Source organism: Vibrio mytili, assembly GCF_000830505.1.
In the GTDB taxonomy this organism is placed as follows: domain Bacteria; phylum Pseudomonadota; class Gammaproteobacteria; order Enterobacterales; family Vibrionaceae; genus Vibrio; species Vibrio mytili.
On the sequence record NZ_JXOK01000006.1, the window covers coordinates 53061 to 72297 of the forward strand.

Sequence of the window (19237 nt, forward strand, 5' to 3'; positions counted from 1 at the left end):
TTAATGAACTAGATCGCTGCTTTCACTGCCTTCGCTAGTTTCTGTGCAGCTTCTTTAGGATCCGCTTTAGCGTCGTTGAAGAAGTTCGTTACAACATCATAGATGGCACCTTGCGCATAGCTTGTTGTTGCCAGACCATGAGCCATACTCGGCACAAGATCACCTGACTTAGCGCTTGCTTTAAAGGTTTCCATTGAGTCCAAGGCACATTGGTCAAATTTCGCCATATCCATATCCAAACGGACAGGAATTGAGCCTTTATTTAAGTTAAACACCTCTTGGAATTCTTTGGTCAAGATAGTGCGCGCTAAGTCTTGCTGAGCTTTTTTATTCTCTTCGTCACTCAACTCAAAGAAGGCAAAACTATCGATATTGAAAGTGAACTGTCCTGCCGTTCCCGGCGCTGGAGCGCAGATATAATCTTCACCTGGCTTTTTGCCCGCGGCGGTAAACTCGCCTTTCGCCCAGTCACCCATGATTTGCATCGCTGCTTCACCGTTAATCACCATAGACGTCGCAACATTCCAGTCACGTCCTGGAGAGTTAGCATCAATGTAATCATGAATCTTCTTAAACTTGGTGAACACTTCCACCATTTTGTCGCCAGACAACACGTCCATATCCAGGTCAACAAAGGCTTTGTTGTAATCTTCGCTACCTAATACATCAAGTGCTACCGCTTCAAAAACGGTCGCGTCTTGCCAAGGCTGTCCACCGTGAGCAAGTGGGATGAAGCCTGCTGCTTTGATTTTTTCCGCAGCGGCAAAAAACTCATCCAACGTAGTCGGCACTTCAACGCCCGCTTTGTTCAGAACTTCTGGGTTCGCCCAAAGCCAGTTAACGCGGTGAACATTGACTGGAACCGCTACATATTCATTGTCAAACTTCATTACTTTGCTAACAACGGAAGGTAGGATGTCATCCCAGTGTTCTTGCTTCGCGGTACTATCAAGCGAAGTTAGGAAGCCCAGTCCACCCCACTCTTGAATATCGTGACCTTTAATTTGAGCTGCTGATGGTGGGTTACCTGACACCGCTCGTGTTTTAAGAACGGTCATCGCAGACTCACCACCGCCGCCAGCAACCGCAAAATCTTTCCAGGTATGATTTTGCTTTTCGAGCATTTCTTTTAGCACTGCAGCGGATTTTGCCTCGCCACCAGCCGTCCACCAGTGAAGCACTTCAACTTCACCAGCGTTCGCAAAGTTTGCCGCAGATAGTAGAGAGAGAGTCAGTAGGGTTTTATGTAATTTCATTATTATCTTCCGTGTATTGGATTAGACATTCAGGTCAACAACTCAATGACCTCAAGCGTTCTTGCTTTAACCTTTGTTCAGTCTATCCAACAGAAAGATTTTTCATTGAAACAAATAGTAACTTCAATGTAACAACCTGGTTACATTAAATATTATTTATACTAGAAACAAACACTTGCGCCCTGAGTCCGCTATTAGGCAAGTTATCAATTATGAGATCTCCACCATGTCCACGAACAATATTACGGCATATGCCAAGCCCCAAACCATGTCCTTGCCCATCATCAGCCAGTCGATAATAGGGCTCAAAGACCAGCTCTAATTGGTCCTCAGGAATACCGGGGCCATGATCACAAATCTCAATGGTAATCCCAGTATCAAGACGTTGAAGCGTTATCTCAGCTGTATCACCATACTTCACGGCATTTTCTACCAAATTGCCGATGACGCGTTTTATCGCAAGTGGTTTTGCCACGATAGGTTCGATTGGATTAGGAGTAAACGTCACACGCTCTTGCGGCTGGTTATAAGGCTCAATGACGCTCGTAATCACCTCATTTAAATCGACATAAGCCGTATTTTCGTGAAGTTCGGTATCTCTTACCGTTTGCAGCGCTCCCTTCACCATCATTTCTAAGTCATCCAAATCACGATTAAACTTTTCGCGTTTGACATCGCTTTCTAATAACTCAGCGCGGAGTCTAAGGCGTGTAATCGGTGTTTTTAGATCGTGGGAGATTGAGGAAAATAACTGCTCCCGATCAGAAATGTAATGGCGAATTCGTTGCTGCATCCAGTTAAAAGCCCTTGTTGCAGTCACCAACTCACTGGCCCCCTCTTCTTTGAGCGGTGCCTGTTCGACGTCCATACTCATTTCATTGGCCGCCTGTGCAAGTCGCTTCAACGGCTTAACCTGTCTTTTCATCAACAAGTAAGTGAGCATCAACAAAATCGTGGTGGAGAATATCAAAAACAAAATCTGCTCCCGGCCAATTAACGTATCATCAAGATTCACGTAGGGTGCAGGTAGCAAGGCTGCAATGTAAAGCCACTCACCTTTGGCTAACTCGAGTTGCACGACTAAAACGGGCGGATCTATCGGACTTAACGTTAAAGTATGGTGCGCCCAAGATCTAGGTAGGTCATTAAGATAGATATCATTTTTGAGTAAGCGTAAGTTTTCAGGCAATGAGAAATCAACCAGAATGGAATCCACTTTGGGGAGTTTCTTGCTGAGTACCTCTTCTACCGCTTTAATTGATGCTAACTTTAGCGGTGTATCTTTGAACGGCTCAACAATCAACGCCTCTCTATTGAAAGACACAAAAAACCGAGTGCCACCCATATTGCGAATCTGATCAAGCACAATGTGGCGATAGCCGACTGGCAACGATTGAAAAAATGTCACCGTTGAAGCGAACATATTTGCCATGCTCTGAGAGGCATCACGTATCCCTGCCAATTCCTTTTGTTTCGACTCTGTATACCAGATCGTCGTTGCCACTCCTTGGGCAAGGATAACGGCTAACAAGGTTAAACCTAAGGTGCGATTGACCAGCGAGTTAAATTTAAAGCGTTTTATAAGTGCCCCCAGAGTTACTCATAACTGACTGGTACAGCAAGTAGGTAGCCATTACCACGCATCGTTTTAATATAATGCGGGTACTGGGCACTTTCACCAAGGCGTTGACGCAGACGACTAAGCTGCACATCAATCCCTCGCTCAAACGGCAGCGCTTCCCGCCCCCGCGTAGCGATAGAGATGGTGTCTCTGTCCAATATCTGATTAGGCCGTTCTAGGAAGAGCATAAGCAACGAAAAGTCGCTGCCCGATAAATCGTGAGACTGCTGAGTTTCTTGGTGAGTGATGCGGTGAGACAAGGTATCCAGTAGCCAGTCACCAAAGCGAATTGGTCGGGAGGTTATCGGGCCGACCTTCTCTTCTTTGGTCACGTTAATACGGCGTAACACCGCTTTAATACGCGCATTCAGGTGACGAGGATTGAACGGCTTAGCCAAGTAATCATCCGCACCAATTTCTAAGCCGATGATCTGATCGGTATCGTCTGAGACGGCCGTTAACATGATAATTGGTACTGACGATGTCCGCCGAACTGACTGACACAACGAGAAACCATCTTCACCAGGTAGCATCACATCAAGCAAAATAAGATCGGGATAACCATGTTGCTCAAGGTAAGAATGCATTTGAACGCCGTCATTGACGGTATTGACGATATAGCCTTGCTTCGTCAAGTACTCCTGCAGTAATTCACAAATTTCTTGATCATCATCCACGACGAGAACTTTCGCTGACATTTTTCCACCCAACGTATTACCAAACTTGATCTAGCGCCAGTGTAATTCCTCAAAGCGAACCCGATTAACAAATATTTTTAATAGTTTGAACCCCTTGCGGATCAATGTCACATCTTGTTAACAAATTTTTGCATCAACCTGTCACGATGAGCAACTGATTTCCATTTTTTTACCCCAGTCTGGTGGCAACTTGGCGTATTCCTCATATTCAGGTTGCGAGTCGTAAGGTCTACGGAGTAACGCGGCCAAACGATGGACTTCAGTAAAGTCCCCTTCTTCAGCTTTATCAATAGCGATCTGCGCGAGGTAATTTCTGAGAATGTACTTAGGGTTTGCACTGCGCATTTGTTCGCACCGTTGCTCCGGCGTGATTTGTCGACCAACGTCATCCACTTCCAATTCACATCGCGCCAGATAGAGATCCAGCCAAGCTTGCGCCGCTTCCCTATCTATAAATAAATCGGTCACTTCTTGAGGTGGCTTGCTGTCTAAATTGGAGAGCGCGCGGAAGAAACGGGTATAATCTGTTTTGTTCTGATTAAGCAACTCAAACATCGACTCAAACAAACGCGCATCTTCTTTTATTTTAGTTTTTAAACCCAGTTTGTTACGCATCAAACGACTGAATTGTTGACTTAAACGGACTTCAAATTGACTTAGAGCAGCCTCGAGATCTGAACGTTCCACCAGTGGAGACAAAGCATGAGCCAGCGCAGACAAATTCCACAATGCAATTCTCGGCTGCTGATCAAATGCATAACGACCTTGGTAGTCGGAGTGGTTGCAGATATAACTTGGATCATAGTCGTCGAGGAAGCCAAATGGTCCGTAATCGAAGGTTTGACCAAGAATCGACATGTTGTCGGTGTTCATTACTCCATGGGCAAACCCAACCGCCTGCCACTGTGCAATCATATCTGCGGTTTTTTCCACAATGGCCGCAAACATCGCAGCGTAAGGCTGCTCGGCTTGAGAGCATTCCGGGAAGAGCCACTCAATCACTTTGTCAGCGAGTAACTGTTGTTCGGCAAGTTGATTGGTGTAAAAAAAGTGTTCAAAATGACCAAAACGAATATGCGTCTCCGTCATACGGATCAATAGCGCACCCTGTTCGGTTTTCTCTCGGTATACGGGCGTATCACTGACCATCATGCCTAGCGCACGAGTCGTCGCAATACCCAACCCAGCCATGGCTTCGCTGCATAGATACTCACGAATCGTCGAGCGAAGCACCGCTCTACCATGCCCATACGCGAATACGGGGTTAGTCCTGCGCCTTTTAAATGGACGTCAAACCACGAACCGTTCTGATGTTGAATTTCGGCAAGAAGTAGTCCTCGTCCATCACCAAGGTCAGGGTTATAAACGCCAAATTGGTGCCCAGCATATTTCATTGCTAACGGACGAAATTCCTCAACGTTAGCTTGTCCGGAAAAAGCGTTGAGTAACGCTTCATCAGGCGAAGATGGCAAACCAAACTGCTGTGCGAAATCACCATTCCAAACCACCCACTGTGTATTCTGTAGCGGCTGTGGCTCTATGAAAGTGAAAAACGCCGAAGGCAGTTGGCTGTAACGATGGGTGAAATTGACCCCTTGCCAAATGGACATGTTGGGTTCCTTATCTAAAAAGACTAACTACTAGTCAGTATACGTCTGATCCCAATTGTCATTCAGCCATGAATTAAACATGGGTATTTACTGCTTCTATCGCTCGAAAACAAATAAGCCACTCGAAACGAGTGGCTTACGTCAAAAGCGAGATTAGTATTAGTGACGACGTTTCTAACTAAACGCTCAAAGCAAGGTTCTGATGTTTCTCTTATAAATCAACCGGTCAATACCGTATCTTCTGGGTACTTAATCAGAGTAGGTTCTGGACGAGCAAGCATATAAGCCAAAGTCAGTGGACCGATACGACCGATGATCATTACCACAATCATGATGTATTTGCCCGGCTCCGATAGCTCCGCAGTGAGTCCAGCGGTTAAGCCTACCGTAGCAAAAGCAGAAATCGTCTCAAACAAAATTTTATCGAATGGCGCATTTTCCGTCAGCATCAACAAAAACATCGCGGTAGTAAGAATGGCGCCACTAACCACAATAATCGCGAGTGACTTGGTTACTGTTGGCCAGTTAACGGTTCTCTTAAACATCACGATGTGTTTTTTCTGAGTTAGAAACGCCCAAGTCGCCATAAATGCCACAGCAAATGTCGAAACCTTAATACCACCACCCGTGGAAGTAGAGCCTGCGCCAATCAACATCAAGATAATCATGATCAGCAGTGCGGGCTGGGTGAATAACGCCAAATCAACACTATTAAAACCCGCGGTTCGAGCACTGGCTGATTGGAAAAATGCAGCAAGCCATTGTCCGGATTCTGGCAATAACGCCATTGTGTCGGTATTGCTTCTTTCTAACAGCCAAAACAGCACAGTGCCGAACAAAAGTAACGACGGGGTCGCAACCAACATGATTTTAGTGTGAAGCTGTAGCGCTCTGAACCCTCTGCGCCAGTTGAGCCAAATATCACCGACAACCGTAAAACCCAAACCACCAAAAATAAACAGCCCTGCCAGGGTGAAGATAACGACAGGATCATCCACAAAGCTCATCATACTGTCAGAAAATAAAGCAAAGCCGGCGTTATTAAAAGCAGAAATGGAATGGAATAATGCGTAGAACATGCCCGTTTCCCATCCCATGTCCGGGACCCAACGAAAGCAGAGAAAAATGAAGCCTATTGTTTCTGCAACCAGTGCAAAGACAATTATTTTTTTGACCAGTTTATTGAGATTCACATGACGATCTTGGCCTAGCGCATCTTTCGCTAACGCTTGTTGACGCAAGCTGATCCGAACCCCAAACATATATAGCAATACCGCCGACAGGGTCATTTGTCCTAAACCGCCGATTTGCATCAGGAACATCAAAAGTATTTTACCGGGCAAAGTAAAGTGTTGACCAGTATCCACAACACCTAAACCCGTTACACTGATTGCGGACGTCGCGGTAAACAAAGCATCGGTTATCGACAAGCCAGAAACCGAAAAGACCGGCAACGTCAGCAAAATTGCAGAAGGCAGTAATACACCGAGAAAGCTCACTAAGATTATTTTAGGCTCACTGCCCTTCGCTTTTTCTCGTTTATTATCTGGGACGTAAAACACGCCCTTCTGGTGAAATTGATTCATAGTGATTTTAGTTTATTGGCAAGCATATCCTGAGGACCTACGACAATAATGAGGTCACCAATTTCTAACTGAGCATCCAATTCTGGTGCTTTGATGATTTGTGGTCCACGTTTAAAGCCTAAAACCTGCACACCTTCCACTTTGCACAACGCAAGATCGCCTAATGTTTTGCCCATCCATTTTGATCCTATGACAAACTCGGTCATGGCAAGGCCACTGCCTAATGGGTGAAAGTCGAGGACACGTCGGTCAAGCATTTTACGCGCAACACGTATTCCCATGTCGCGTTCTGGCATGATCACATGGTCAGCCCCAACCTTTTGCAGAACCCGAGCTTGAAATCGATCGTTCGCTTTTACCCAAATCGATCTGACCCCTGCTTCTTTCGCAATCAAGGTAGCAAGAATACTGGCGTTAACATCGGTGCCTATCGCAATCATCACCATGTTGTAATCATCAAGCTTCAGCTCTGCGACGGTTTCTTCGTGGGTACAGTTTGCTACGATAGCCTGACTGGCAAATCCAGCGGCTTGTTTGACTTTATCTTCATCGATATCGACAGCTAAGACTTCTGAGCCTGCATCTTGCAGCTCTTGACATACCGCCATACCAAATCGACCCAGACCAATCACAGCGAATTGTTTATCACCCGTTTTCATTTGTGCCTCATTTATGCATTTAATAGCAGGAGCGAAATTTTGCGCTTATTCTGTGTTCAGTGCAAACTCAACAACGAGAAATTAAGCAAAGACTTACTTATCATCTGAGTTTGCACCAATAACCATATGACATAAATCAATATTTTCCAGAAATACTAAGATAATTTCGTTCGTACTTCCTTCTTAATTACTTCGCGAATTTAACGGCAAACCACCTCAATTAAACAGCGCTCGACACAAAGCATATATTTCGTGCTCATTGCATTTTTTTGGCATAAATATTATCAAAATTAAGACAAACATCACAAAATCACCTACATGAGTTATATTCTGGTATAGTTTGCGCCGACAAATTGATTTGTACTCTAAGCAGTTTGAGAGGGATAATGTCTACAAACAATGATAAGTACAGTATAGAGAATACTGACTACACGGTCGGACAGGACAATGTGCAAAAGTGGGGTTTTGATGTTCATAACCCTGTTTTTGGTGCAAGTGCTGGTTTGATCATTCTTTTCCTAGTTGCGTTACTGATGGTTGATCCAGCCACAGCAAAAGCAGGACTTGACGGAATAAAATGGCAAATCATCAATACCTTCGATGACTTGTTTATGCTGGCGGGTAATGCCTTTTTAATATTCTGTATTGTTCTGATTTTTTCTCCATTTGGAAAAATCCGAATCGGTGGTGCAGACGCAACGCCAGAGCACTCCAACTTATCGTGGATAGCCATGCTGTTTGCCGCAGGTATGGGGATCGGTCTGATGTTTTGGGGGGTAGCAGAACCTGTCGCTTACTTCACTGGTTGGTATGAAACGCCACTTAACGTGACACCTTTTACGCCAGAAGCAAAGCAACTGGCGTTGGGCGCAACCATGTTCCACTGGGGTCTTCACCCTTGGGCAATCTATGCGGTCGTTGCTCTGTCCATGGCCTTCTTTGCGTATAACAAAGGTCTTCCCCTATCGATGCGCTCTGTGTTTTATCCTATCCTCGGAGATCGGACATGGGGAGCGTTTGGCCACGTCATTGATATTCTGGCCGTAATCGCCACACTGTTTGGCTTAGCCACCTCATTGGGCCTTGGCGCACAACAAGCCGCCAGTGGTATTGGCCACGTATTGGGCATCGAAGGGGGAACTGGCATGCAAATGGCAGTGATCGCTTTTGTTACCACGTTGGCGATCATCTCCGTAGTACGCGGAATCGATGGTGGTGTAAAAGTGCTGAGTAACCTCAACTTGGGGATTGCATTCGCCTTGCTGATATTTGTTATCCTTGCTGGATTAACAGTAGCGTTAAGCTCACTACCAACAACGTTAATGGGTTACATCGAAAACATCATTCCTCTGAGTAACCCATTTGGTCGTGAAGACCAAGCTTGGATGCATGGTTGGACAGTATTCTATTGGGCTTGGTGGATTTCTTGGTCCCCATGTGTCGGTATGTTTATTGCGCGTGTTTCTAAAGGCCGTACCGTTCGTGAATTTTTGACAGCAGTGATCATCATTCCAACCACCATCACACTAATTTGGATGTCTGCGTTTGGTGGCTTAGCTATTGATCAAGTGATCAATAAAGTGGGAGAGCTGGGCACAAATGGTCTAAGCGATATTACGCTTTCACTTTTCTATACGTATGAAGCCATGCCAATGAGCACCATACTATCAACCGTCTCTATTGTGTTGATCATGGTCTTCTTTATCACTTCGTCAGACTCAGCATCGCTTGTCGTTGATAGCATTACAGCGGGCGGTAAATTGGACGCACCGGTGCCGCAACGAATCTTCTGGGCTTCAATCGAAGGGGCGATTGCCGCGGTTCTACTTTGGGTTGGTGGTACGGAAGCCGTACAAGCACTGCAAGCTGGTGCTATTTCGACTGGCCTGCCATTCACCATTATTCTGTTGGTGATGTGTGTCAGTTTGATCATGGGTATGCGAACAGAACCCGAGTTTATTAAACAGCAAGTAACCGTAAAAGCGCGATAATGGTTTGGTGCTAAGCTATACCAGTATCAAAATCTAACAAGCCGCATCGTTATGATGCGGCTTGTTTTTATACTTACACTCTAGATATGAGTACGCTCAAGGTATATCAAGACAACTAATTTGACGCGCTATTTCTATCCGCATTATGGCGTGATTTATCTTGTGGCTTGCGTTTATTCTTCGGTACGTAATTTAGAATCGAAATCGGTACCGGTTTTCTTGGGGCAAAGCCTTCGATTTCAACGCGTTCAAGCAAATGACCCAAACGACTTTCAATCATACATAGATTTTTAAAGTCATCTTTCGATACTAAAGAAATCGCTTCACCTTGGGCACCCGCACGGCCTGTACGTCCAATTCGGTGGACATATTCATCGGCTGGGAATGGCAAATCATAGTTAATCACCACTGGCAAATTGTCGATATCGATACCGCGCGCGGCAACGCCTGTTGCGACTAGGTACTGGATTTCACCAGCTTTAAACTTCTCGATGAGCTCCTGTCGAACGCGCTGGTTACGTCCACTATGAAAAGCTTCAGCAACAATACCGCGCTTTTCTAATTGGCTGACCAGCTTAGCTGCGCCGTGCTTAGTCTCAATAAACACCAACACTTGTGACCAGTCATTCTCTTTTAGCATGTGGCTGAGCAAAGACGATTTCATGTCTTTATCTACGGTGGTGATCCATTGTTTGATGTTGGATTTCGATGCACTGTGCTTAGCAATGGCAATTTCTTCCGGATCAACAATCGCGTTCTTCGCTAAGTCACGAACTGGATTCGACAGAGTCGCAGAGAACAATAAGCTCTGTACCTCTTGTGGCATGCAGTCAACGATCTTATCGATTGAATCAATGAACCCCATATCAAGCATCTTGTCGGCTTCGTCCAAGACCAGAACTTCTACTTCATCAAAGTGAATGGCGCGTTGTCCATACAGATCGATCAATCGACCTGGCGTGCTGACCACGATATCGACTCCGTCAATCAAGGCTTGTTTTTGTGGCGCATAATCAACACCGCCAAACATGGCCATGGACCGTAGAGATAAATTCTTACTATACGCTTCAATACTCTGATGAACCTGAAGCGCAAGCTCACGGGTCGGGGTAAGAATCACGGCGCGTGCACGCTTTTTCCGCTGCGTTTCACCTTGGCTCAGCTTTTCTAAAATAGGCAAAACAAAGCTGGCCGTTTTACCTGTCCCGGTTTGCGCTGCTGCGATCAAGTTACTGCCGCGCAACACAATTGGAATGGCTTTTTGTTGGATAGAAGTCGGTTTTTCATAACCAAGCGCAGTCACAGCTTCAGTGATCGGTGCGCTCAAACCAAGCTTAGAAAATGGCATAGTAACGTCTCAACAGAGGATTGGGCGCGTAGTGTATCAGAATCCTGATTAAGTGACAGAAGGAATAGTCGGCACAATAAAGGACGACCACCTATCCTTTGAATATATTCAACATTGATGATTTGACTAGAAGGTTTCATGGATATTTTGCTGCTACTAGGCTTGATCGCCTTAATCGTGCTAAATGGTCTGTTCGCCATGTCAGAATTAGCGCTTGTCGCTGCCAAGACGAGCCGACTCAAAATGATGGCAAACAACAGCCGCCGTGCAGCCCTCGCGCTCGACCTGAAAAATAACCCTACGCAGTTCTTATCGACGATTCAAATCGGCATCACCGTGATTGGTCTGTTAAGTGGTATTTTTGGCGAGGCAACCCTTTCCGTCCCGTTTGCAAGTTGGCTGAATGAACAAGGCATCGACCAAGAAGTGGCCAGTGTGATCGCCACCTTTAGCATCGTTTTGCTCATCACCTATTTTGCCATTGTCATCGGTGAGTTGGTGCCAAAACGTATTGCACAGAATAACGCTGAAACTATTGCCATCAACGCTGCCTATCCGATTCATTGGTTGGCGAAGCTCACCAAGCCATTCGTGTTTCTATTAACATTTACCACCAACTCCCTGTTACGGCTAATAAAGCAAAATGAAAGTAACGGCGACACCATAACTGAAGATGACATTGTTGCGATCGTCACCGAAGGATCAGAGTCTGGAGCCATTGAACCGCAAGAACAACTCATGATTCATAATCTACTTCACCTGAATGACCGTCCCGCGCTTTCCTTGATGACACCACGCAGCAGTATTCACTATCTCGATTCTGACCATCCAATTGAGGATACTCTGCTCAACCTACGTCAAACCCAACATTCTGTATGGCCAGTATGCAGAGGTAGTTTGGATAACATCATTGGCACCATTTCATCTAAAGTACTGTTGGATGAGTATGACAATCTGTCGTTTGAACGTCTGTCTAAACAACTCAAACAACCGCGATTTGTACCGGAATCGTTGAAAGGGTTACCTCTGCTCAACTATATGCAGCAAACCAGTGCAGAGATGGTCTTTGTGGTTGACGAATACGGCGATGTACAGGGCTTGGTCACCTTGTACGATCTACTTAAATCTATTGCTGGTGAACTGGGTATGGAATCTCAACAGTTATGGGCTAAGCAGCAAAAAGACGGCACCTGGCTGATGAATGCCTTAATTCCAATCAACGAGCTCAAAAATAAGCTGGCACTCACCACTATTGAAGGGGAAGCAAGTGAAGGTTTCCAGACGCTCAACGGCTTCCTTACCTGCCATCTGGGTCGCGTACCTGAACAAGGCGAAACCATCGACTATCAAACTGGCGCTTCGAAGTACTGCGGGTAAAAAGCAACCGCATCATCCAAGTGAAGATCTCGCCGTTAGAGACCATAACGGAGCCACAGGCGGTAGAACACAGCGACGAAGATTAACCACCAATATCAGGGGCTGCATTGATACAGATACTTGAATAAAAACGCCCCACTGATGAGCAGAGGGGCGATGAAATACAGCGGCCAAGAATGGGGGTTCACTCCGATTGCCGAACGAACTCCGCCAAGGCTGATAAACGTTGTTCACTATGTTTAACGTAAGGGTTCTCGGTATCCCATGCGTAACCGGCAAGGATTGAACTGATCATCTGCTTGATACGTGGATTAGGGCTTTGGTAGAAAATCACATCTTGCAACGTGCCGTTGTACCAACCTTCTACGTAGGTGCGGAAAGTATTCACTCCTATCATCAATCGCTCAGCGTATTCACCTTGCCAGTCCACCGCGTCTCCCTTTAACTGGCGAACCACACAATCGGCGGCAAACTCAGCGACTTCATCGCAATCGTCACGCCCGATGAAAAAACCGGATCTAAAAACTCCCCCGCGTTACCAAGCAAGGCATACTTTTCTGTCGCCAGCTGTTTAACGTTTGCAGAATACCCACCGAGCTCCCCTGCTTGATTAGGGTACTCCGCATGACATAATAAAGAAGCTAATCCCGCTTCCTCATTTGCCAACTGTTTCAATGCAGCAATCTTGTCAGTGGGATACTTATCAAAAAATTCAGGCTCTCCTACCACACCGAGTGAACAGGTGCCGTTAGAAAATGGAATGAGCCAATACCAGACATCTTGATTATCCGGATGAACAGAGATAAGGATCTTGTTGCGGTCGTATTCTATTTCTGACGGTGAGATATTGTCTTTGATATGAGTAAAAATGGCTGCTCTCGGCGGCAAACAGGAGGGTTCTTCAAGGCCAAGTAATCGAGGCAAAACGCGACCAAAGCCGCTCGCATCGAGTACAAAATCCGCTTCAATTTGATAAGTATTCTGCCCTGGGCCAATCACGGTTAATCGTGACTGGTTATCGTCTAACGTTATACTTTGCAACTCGTGCTGATAACGAATCTCGACACCCTGATCCGCTGCACTGTCCGCCAATACTTTATCGAAATTGCCACGTTGAACCTGAAATGTCGTCCCCGGGCCATCAGTGAACTTGTCTTCAAAGTTAAATTGGGTATAGATGCCTTTGCGACGAAAAGCTGCACCATCTTTGTACTGAAAGCCAAATTGGGTTACCGCATCCAGCATTCCAGCTTGTTCAATAACTTCCATACAGGCAGGTAACAAGCTCTCACCGATAGAAAATCGCGGAAACGTCGCCTTTTCTATCACGACAACGTCCACCCCTCGCCCCTTCAATAATGCGGCAACGGTCGACCCTGACGGCCCCGCACCAATAACGACGACCTGTTTACGCTCTGATTTCATTCTATTTATTGGCTTGCTTGTAGTTTTAATAGTGTATGACCAAGGCCAATGTCATCGGTTCTTTCAATGACCTCCAACCCTGCTGCTTCGACGATTTCAAGAAAGTCATCACTGCGATAAAAACGGCTGTTGCCATTCGCTAAACACGTAAAGTAAAGAGACGTCGCATTGAGGCTGTAGGAGGCACCTTCATACTTTTGTGCATCCCAGAATAACTCAAGCACGTAAATTGTATCTCCTGGCGTCAACTGTGCTTTTACTTTCTTCAGAATGTTTAAAATCTCTATCGGAGAAAAACAATCCAAAAACTGGCTCATCCACCAGATATCCGCTTGTTCAGGTAAGGTTTGGCTCTTATCCAGCATGTTCGCAGGATACGGCTTGATCCGGTCACTGAGTTGATGTTCAGCGACATTTGCCATGGCAATGTCTAATTGTTGTGGCAGATCGACAATCGTGACCTGAACATCAGGATCATGGCAGCAACACTGCATTGACCATTTACCGGTATTGCCACCAATATCAACGATATGTTTTGGCTTACCTGCAAAGACTTCTTGAAGTAATAGTGGGAAAGAACGGTCGGAATAAAAGTGGTCAAACTTAAACCAACTTTGTTTGGCTTGCTCAGGCAAAGAAGAAAGCCCTTGGTAAATGGTTTCCCATTCACCCAACTCTTTTAATCCCGCGGGCTTGCCTTCTTTGATGGCTTGGGTCAAATGCATCATCGCGGCATAGCAAACGTCGGCGGTAAAATCCATATTGGCTTGCGTCATGCATCATGCAACAAGTAAAATCCTAAGTTTGCTAGGGAATAATTTGGTTTATCCCATAAGACAATATGTGCACTGACCGCCATATCCAGCAACACTTTAACCCCGTACTCAGAGACGCCCGTTTTTTCAGCAATGTTGACGGCACTCATGCCCTCAGCGCCCGCTTCATCAAGTGCGGTTAAAATACCTAAGTCTCTCAGCGTTCTGGCAGTGTGGAAGACGATGGGAGCGAACGATAATTTTTGCGCTTCTGTTTTCGCCTCAAGGGCGTTGAAAGGATCTTGTTTTTGATTTGGCACTATTGGACCTAGCTACTGGAAATAAAATATTCAAATAACTTCAAAATACAGAGCTTTGCGCAAAAAACAACATTCTGCATCCTGAAGTTTTATGACACTATTTTACGGCTGACCCGCCATCATTGCTAGAAGTCGCTGTGTATCCATATTTAGATTACGCACCCAACCATTGTAATTACGATGAATATTGCCACCCGCCGCATCAAGATTGAAAGAGTTCACGTAAAGAATTGAGTAATATTTATCGCTGTACGGAATTTTCACTTCTGCATAGTGATCGCGAACGTTGATTTTAGCTAACAGGACGCCTGGGCTGACTTCTTCAATCTGCCAGCCGCGATGACTGGCAGCCTGCGTAATAGCCAGCTTGACTTGATAACTTTGAAGATCATAAATAACTGGAGTATTCTCAATATTTCTGACTGGCTCGACACGAGCACACCCAACAACAAATAACGTAAAGAGCAACGGAATAAACCACTTAAAGCGCACCATGTTGAATCCTTTAATAATAACTTTGAAAAATTTTACTGTATTGCGCCTTAAAATAAACAATTTAATCAATTATGCCAAACTCTCAGTTAACATTATCCTTCAATATTGATGCATGGAAAGCAAATTCAGCTGGTTTATCAGAAATTGATGACTGGAAACAGTGGGCAATAAATGGCCACTGGCCAACTGATGAAAAAATAAACGCTGCTTTAATTCCCGCCATGATGCGCAGAAGAATGAGCACCATCAGTAAATTAGCAGTAAATACGGCCATCGAGTTATTAAACGTCCACCAAGTCGACTATTTGGTCTTTGCCAGTCGGCATGGTGAACTTCATCGTAGCTTTGGGATCATTAGCGATATTATCCAAGGGGAAGTGGCCTCTCCAATGGCGTTTTCTCAGTCAGTTCATAATACCGCTGCGGGTTTGGCGACAATTGCAACCAAACAGTCGATTCCGTTAACCTCCGTGTCTTCATCAGACAACACGTTTCAAAGTGCGATTTTGGAAGCGTGGTTATTCTTGGCTGATAACCCAGGCAAAAAGGTCTTGTTGGTGGACTTTGATGAACCATTACCGAATGCTTACCACGAGTTCGAATACCAACATTATCCAGCATTTAGTGTGGGGTTAATTCTGTCGAGTGGTGATGAGATTAAGGTTGTTAAATCATCATCAGTCGCGACACATAATCACGAACCACTTCCTCAAGGGTTGACGTTTTTGAAACATTACCTATCACATTGCAATCAGTGGCAGATTCACGCCCAGCGTCAAACGTGGGAATGGCATCAAAAATGAAGCGTTTAAATCAATATTGGCGCGTATTGGCGACTGGCTGTTGCTTTGTGCTATTTGGCTTAGGTGGCTTACTACTGAGCTTTATCATTATTCCCATCCTACGGTTTTTCGTTTCCAATCCAACCGAGCGCGAATACAAAGTTCAAAAAACCATACAGTTTGCTTTTAACACGTTTTGTAAACTCATGAAGTTCAGCCGCGTGATGGATTACGAAATTATTGGCGCCGACATTCTTCGACGAGATCGCAACTGTTTAATTGTCGCCAATCACCCAAGCTTGATTGATTATGTATTAATTGCTTCTCAGTTGCCCAGTTGTGACTGTTTAGTGAAATCCGCGATCTGGTCTAACCCTTTCATGAAGCAAATCGTAAAAGCCGCGGGATATATACCCAATGAAACACCAGACGATTTAATCTCTCTGTGTGAAAAGCGGTTTAACGCTGGCAATGTATTGCTCATTTTTCCTGAAGGCACCAGAACCACGCCCGGCGTTGAATCAAAAATTCAACGAGGAGCTGCGCAAATTGCAGTACGGACAAAACGAGATATCAGAATTATCCATATCTCAGTGAGTCCTAATTTTCTGACAAAACAAACAAAATGGTATCAAGTTCCATCAGAAAAGCCCTTTTTCCAAGTAGAAGTTAAGGATAAAGTTGAGATTGCTCCCTTTATAAAGCAAACTACGTCCCCTACGATCGCGGCTAGACGCGTGCAGCAGCACTTGGCTGATAGTATTTTCCCCGACAACACAAATTGATAAGCAGGGTCCAGTGGAACAGTTACACAACGATATCAAGCAACTTATTATTAATGCTTTAAACTTAGAAGATTTAACCATCGACGATATTGAAACCGAAGCTCCCCTTTTTGGAGACGGACTGGGTTTGGATTCTATTGATGCACTCGAGCTTGGACTTGCGATTAAAAAGCAATACAACATCGTGATTGACGCCGACGACTCAAACACACGTGAGCATTTTGCTTCTGTCGCCAATCTCGCGAAATACATTTCTTCTCAAACCAAGGCTTAAGTTGTAGGTAGTTTCATGACGGATATAAATAAAGATCAAGTATTTGACCAAGTTAAAGATGCACTTGTTGAACTATTTGAAATTGACGCTGCGGATATTCAGCCAAACGCGCATTTATACCAAGACCTTGATTTAGACAGCATAGACGCCGTGGATCTTGTCGTTCACTTACAAAATGTCACGGGTAAAAAGATCAAGCCAGCTGAATTTAGCGCTGTAAGAACCGTCGACGATGTCGTCAATGCGGTCGCTGAGTTACTTAAGGAAAGTTAATGCGCCAATTGCTGACTGGTCTGTCTGCAATTGTACTGCTTGCCTACCCTTTCGCGGTTTACTTCGGTATTGACCGATTTGGTCTGAACTTAGTTGGGGGCTTGCTCATAGTCGCGTTACTGCTGCGCGTCTTTGTCGCAAATAAGACCCCGCTAAAAGAGTTCAAATTTCTCGCGTTCACCAGTGGTGCCGTGGGCATTTTTCTCGTGACACTTGGTTTGATATTTAAGGATCACGGCCTGCTTACGTTTTATCCTGTCGCGGTGAATTTGTGCATGTTGTGCGTCTTTTCTCTAAGCCTAAAACAGCCGCAATCGCTGATAGAGCGGTTAGCTCGGCTACAAGAACCCGAACTTCCTCCAAGTGGTGTCAGCTACACGCGCAACGTCACTGTGGTTTGGTGCGTTTTCTTTGCGCTTAATGCCTCTATCGCTCTCTATACTTGCTTTCAACCAATCAAAGTTTGGACACTTTATAACGGTTTAATCAGTTATTTGCTTGTCGGCACTTTATTCGCAGCAGAGTGGGTTGTGCGTCAAATTGTTCGAAAGGATCATTAACGGAATGAGTTCTGCCTCGTCTACCAGACTATCTTTAGCCGCATTAATGCAAGCGAAAAGGTCCGAACAATCCCCCGTCGCGTATCATCGCAATACACACTTTACATGGGGTGATTTTCAACAACACGTTACAGCACTTGTACAACAGCTTAAAAGCCAGCCAGCGCATGATATCGCGTTGTGCTTCGGCAACAGCTATCTGTTTTCCGTCAGCTTGGTGGCTTGCGCTTACGCTGAGAAATCCATCGTGTTACCGGGCAACTATCAACCAGAAGCGTTAAAAGCACTTTATGACCATTATGATTTGGTCTTACACGATGGTGATGTTGACGTACCGGACACACTGACGACGTTGTCAGTCGAGGTGCAATCCTTGAGAGCACAACAGGATAAACGCCCTGCTGTTTGGCGTGAATTGGACCTGGCCGCGACGCCAGTGACACTGTTTACATCTGGCTCCAGTGGCACACCTAAAGCCATCGCAAAAACACTCAAGCAACTCGATATTGAAGTAGCCATTCTCGACCAACTTTGGGGAGAACACCTTGCAGACACGCGTGTCGAAAGTACCGTATCACACCAGCACATTTACGGTCTGCTCTTTCGAGTGCTGTGGCCACTGTGTTCCGCACGCCCGTTTGCTGTTTACAACCTCGAATTTCCTGAGCAAATTGTCCAACGCACAGACTCAACTACCACATTAATCAGCAGCCCTGCGTTACTCAAACGAATGACGGCAGAGCATGGTTCTGTTGATATGCGTAGTGTCTTTTCGTCTGGCGGACCGTTGCCTAATCACGCGGCACTGCATGCTCAGCAACACTTGGGGTCATTACCTATTGAAGTCTTTGGCAGCACCGAAACCGGCGGCATCGCTTATCGAAAGCAGCATGCAATAAATACAGCCTGGACGCTGTTCCCCGGCATTGACGCCGCTCTCAACCATGAAAACTGTTTAAAACTTCGCTCTCCACACATCGATGAAAACGCTTGGTACCAAACCGCAGACGAGTGCTATTTCCATGATAGTATTCACTTTGAATTGCGTGGACGCACCGATCGAATCGTCAAGGTGGAAGAAAAACGCATCTCATTGGTTGAAGTCGAAAAACGGTTAGAACAGCTACCCTGGATTGAAGAAAGCGTGGTCATTCCCCTTGAAGAATCACAACGACTTTCTTTGGTATCTATCATTGTTCTTACCGTTGAAGGCGAACATAAGCTCAACGAACTCGGAAAAGGTAAGTTTTGGATTGAACTTCGAAACACGCTCCGTCACTGGCTAGAACCTCTTGCGATTCCGAGAAAGTACCGAGTGGTAAAAGCAATCCCGCTAAATAGCCAGGGCAAACGCCAAGTGGCTGAAATGGAAAAATTATTCCAATAATACTGCTCCAGCAACAAGGCAGCTCCAGTAGCAAT

14 protein-coding genes and 4 pseudogenes are annotated in these 19237 nt (G+C 45.4%); 8 read left to right on the forward strand and 10 right to left on the reverse strand.

Annotated elements, in window-relative coordinates:
- Positions 1 to 8 precede the first annotated feature (8 nt).
- From SU60_RS02630 to SU60_RS02655, 6 genes and pseudogenes are all read right to left on the reverse strand, one after another.
- Positions 9 to 1256, reverse strand: coding sequence for an ABC transporter substrate-binding protein (locus SU60_RS02630; RefSeq protein WP_041154192.1), 1248 nt, complete (start codon positions 1254 to 1256; stop codon positions 9 to 11).
- 145 nt (positions 1257 to 1401) lie between these two features.
- Complete coding sequence (locus tag SU60_RS02635; RefSeq protein ID WP_415679326.1) at positions 1402 to 2838, reverse strand: ATP-binding protein; 1437 nt, start codon at positions 2836 to 2838, stop codon at positions 1402 to 1404.
- A gap of 14 nt (positions 2839 to 2852) precedes the next feature.
- Positions 2853 to 3575, reverse strand: a complete 723-nt coding sequence (locus SU60_RS02640; protein ID WP_041154194.1) for a response regulator — start codon at positions 3573 to 3575, stop codon at positions 2853 to 2855.
- A 141-nt stretch (positions 3576 to 3716) separates the two neighbouring features.
- A pseudogene (locus SU60_RS02645) lies at positions 3717 to 5185 on the reverse strand (protein adenylyltransferase SelO).
- A 218-nt stretch (positions 5186 to 5403) separates the two neighbouring features.
- On the reverse strand, positions 5404 to 6771 hold the full coding sequence (locus SU60_RS02650; protein ID WP_041154195.1) for a TrkH family potassium uptake protein: 1368 nt from the start codon (positions 6769 to 6771) through the stop codon (positions 5404 to 5406).
- Positions 6768 to 7430, reverse strand: a complete 663-nt coding sequence (locus SU60_RS02655) for a potassium channel family protein (RefSeq protein ID WP_041154196.1) — start codon at positions 7428 to 7430, stop codon at positions 6768 to 6770. The genes SU60_RS02650 and SU60_RS02655 overlap by 4 nt, the downstream gene beginning before the upstream one ends.
- 386 nt (positions 7431 to 7816) lie before the next feature.
- Here SU60_RS02655 and SU60_RS02660 point away from each other — a divergent pair, with 386 nt between their 5' ends.
- Entirely contained in the window at positions 7817 to 9421 is a 1605-nt protein-coding gene (locus tag SU60_RS02660) for a BCCT family transporter (RefSeq protein WP_041154197.1), read from the forward strand.
- Between the two features lie 115 nt (positions 9422 to 9536).
- Here the strand turns inward: SU60_RS02660 and SU60_RS02665 are convergent, their stop codons facing one another.
- The gene (locus SU60_RS02665) at positions 9537 to 10769 is read right to left on the reverse strand and encodes a DEAD/DEAH box helicase (protein ID WP_041154198.1); all 1233 of its coding nucleotides are present in this window, start codon (positions 10767 to 10769) and stop codon (positions 9537 to 9539) included.
- A gap of 138 nt (positions 10770 to 10907) precedes the next feature.
- Between SU60_RS02665 and SU60_RS02670 the strand changes: the two are divergent.
- Positions 10908 to 12232 (forward strand): annotated as a pseudogene (locus SU60_RS02670) (hemolysin family protein).
- A 98-nt stretch (positions 12233 to 12330) separates the two neighbouring features.
- Here the strand turns inward: SU60_RS02670 and SU60_RS02675 are convergent.
- The 3 genes and pseudogenes from SU60_RS02675 to SU60_RS02685 all read right to left on the reverse strand — a co-directional run bounded on the left by SU60_RS02675 (position 12331) and on the right by SU60_RS02685 (position 15141).
- Positions 12331 to 13571: pseudogene (locus SU60_RS02675) on the reverse strand (NAD(P)/FAD-dependent oxidoreductase).
- A 5-nt stretch (positions 13572 to 13576) separates the two neighbouring features.
- Positions 13577 to 14646, reverse strand: a pseudogene (locus tag SU60_RS02680) (methyltransferase).
- Between the two features lie 102 nt (positions 14647 to 14748).
- On the reverse strand, positions 14749 to 15141 hold the full coding sequence (locus SU60_RS02685; RefSeq protein ID WP_041154199.1) for a hypothetical protein: 393 nt from the start codon (positions 15139 to 15141) through the stop codon (positions 14749 to 14751).
- A gap of 71 nt (positions 15142 to 15212) precedes the next feature.
- Here SU60_RS02685 and SU60_RS02690 point away from each other — a divergent pair, with 71 nt between their 5' ends.
- The 6 genes from SU60_RS02690 to SU60_RS02715 are packed head-to-tail and all read left to right on the forward strand — an operon-like array spanning position 15213 to position 19202.
- Positions 15213 to 15944 carry a beta-ketoacyl synthase chain length factor gene (locus SU60_RS02690; RefSeq protein ID WP_041154200.1) on the forward strand — a complete coding sequence of 244 codons (732 nt, stop codon included), beginning with the start codon at positions 15213 to 15215 and terminating at the stop codon, positions 15942 to 15944.
- Positions 15941 to 16708, forward strand: coding sequence for a lysophospholipid acyltransferase family protein (locus tag SU60_RS02695; RefSeq protein ID WP_041154201.1), 768 nt, complete (start codon positions 15941 to 15943; stop codon positions 16706 to 16708). Before SU60_RS02690 ends, SU60_RS02695 begins: the two co-directional genes overlap by 4 nt.
- 13 nt (positions 16709 to 16721) lie before the next feature.
- Positions 16722 to 16982 (forward strand): phosphopantetheine-binding protein, encoded by a 261-nt coding sequence (locus SU60_RS02700; RefSeq protein ID WP_041154202.1) that lies wholly within the window; start codon positions 16722 to 16724, stop codon positions 16980 to 16982.
- 15 nt (positions 16983 to 16997) lie between these two features.
- Entirely contained in the window at positions 16998 to 17255 is a 258-nt protein-coding gene (locus SU60_RS02705; protein WP_041154203.1) for an acyl carrier protein, read from the forward strand.
- Entirely contained in the window at positions 17255 to 17815 is a 561-nt protein-coding gene (locus tag SU60_RS02710) for a COG4648 family protein (protein ID WP_041154204.1), read from the forward strand. Before SU60_RS02705 ends, SU60_RS02710 begins: the two co-directional genes overlap by 1 nt.
- Positions 17816 to 17819: 4 nt before the next feature.
- The gene (locus SU60_RS02715) at positions 17820 to 19202 is read left to right on the forward strand and encodes an AMP-binding protein (protein WP_041154205.1); all 1383 of its coding nucleotides are present in this window, start codon (positions 17820 to 17822) and stop codon (positions 19200 to 19202) included.
- The last annotated feature ends 35 nt before the right edge of the window (positions 19203 to 19237 follow it).

Bases quoted from the DNA above. Each gene is read 5' to 3' on its own strand.
- SU60_RS02630 (WP_041154192.1), bottom strand. From the start codon at position 1,256: ATGAAATTACATAAAACCCTACTGACTCTCTCTCTACTATCTGCGGCA.
- SU60_RS02640 (WP_041154194.1), bottom strand. From the start codon at position 3,575: ATGTCAGCGAAAGTTCTCGTCGTGGATGATGATCAAGAAATTTGTGAA.
- SU60_RS02650 (WP_041154195.1), bottom strand. From the start codon at position 6,771: ATGAATCAATTTCACCAGAAGGGCGTGTTTTACGTCCCAGATAATAAA.
- SU60_RS02655 (WP_041154196.1), bottom strand. From the start codon at position 7,430: ATGAAAACGGGTGATAAACAATTCGCTGTGATTGGTCTGGGTCGATTT.
- SU60_RS02660 (WP_041154197.1), top strand. From the start codon at position 7,817: ATGTCTACAAACAATGATAAGTACAGTATAGAGAATACTGACTACACG.
- SU60_RS02665 (WP_041154198.1), bottom strand. From the start codon at position 10,769: ATGCCATTTTCTAAGCTTGGTTTGAGCGCACCGATCACTGAAGCTGTG.
- SU60_RS02685 (WP_041154199.1), bottom strand. From the start codon at position 15,141: ATGGTGCGCTTTAAGTGGTTTATTCCGTTGCTCTTTACGTTATTTGTT.
- SU60_RS02690 (WP_041154200.1), top strand. From the start codon at position 15,213: ATGCCAAACTCTCAGTTAACATTATCCTTCAATATTGATGCATGGAAA.
- SU60_RS02695 (WP_041154201.1), top strand. From the start codon at position 15,941: ATGAAGCGTTTAAATCAATATTGGCGCGTATTGGCGACTGGCTGTTGC.
- SU60_RS02705 (WP_041154203.1), top strand. From the start codon at position 16,998: ATGACGGATATAAATAAAGATCAAGTATTTGACCAAGTTAAAGATGCA.
- SU60_RS02710 (WP_041154204.1), top strand. From the start codon at position 17,255: ATGCGCCAATTGCTGACTGGTCTGTCTGCAATTGTACTGCTTGCCTAC.
- SU60_RS02715 (WP_041154205.1), top strand. From the start codon at position 17,820: ATGAGTTCTGCCTCGTCTACCAGACTATCTTTAGCCGCATTAATGCAA.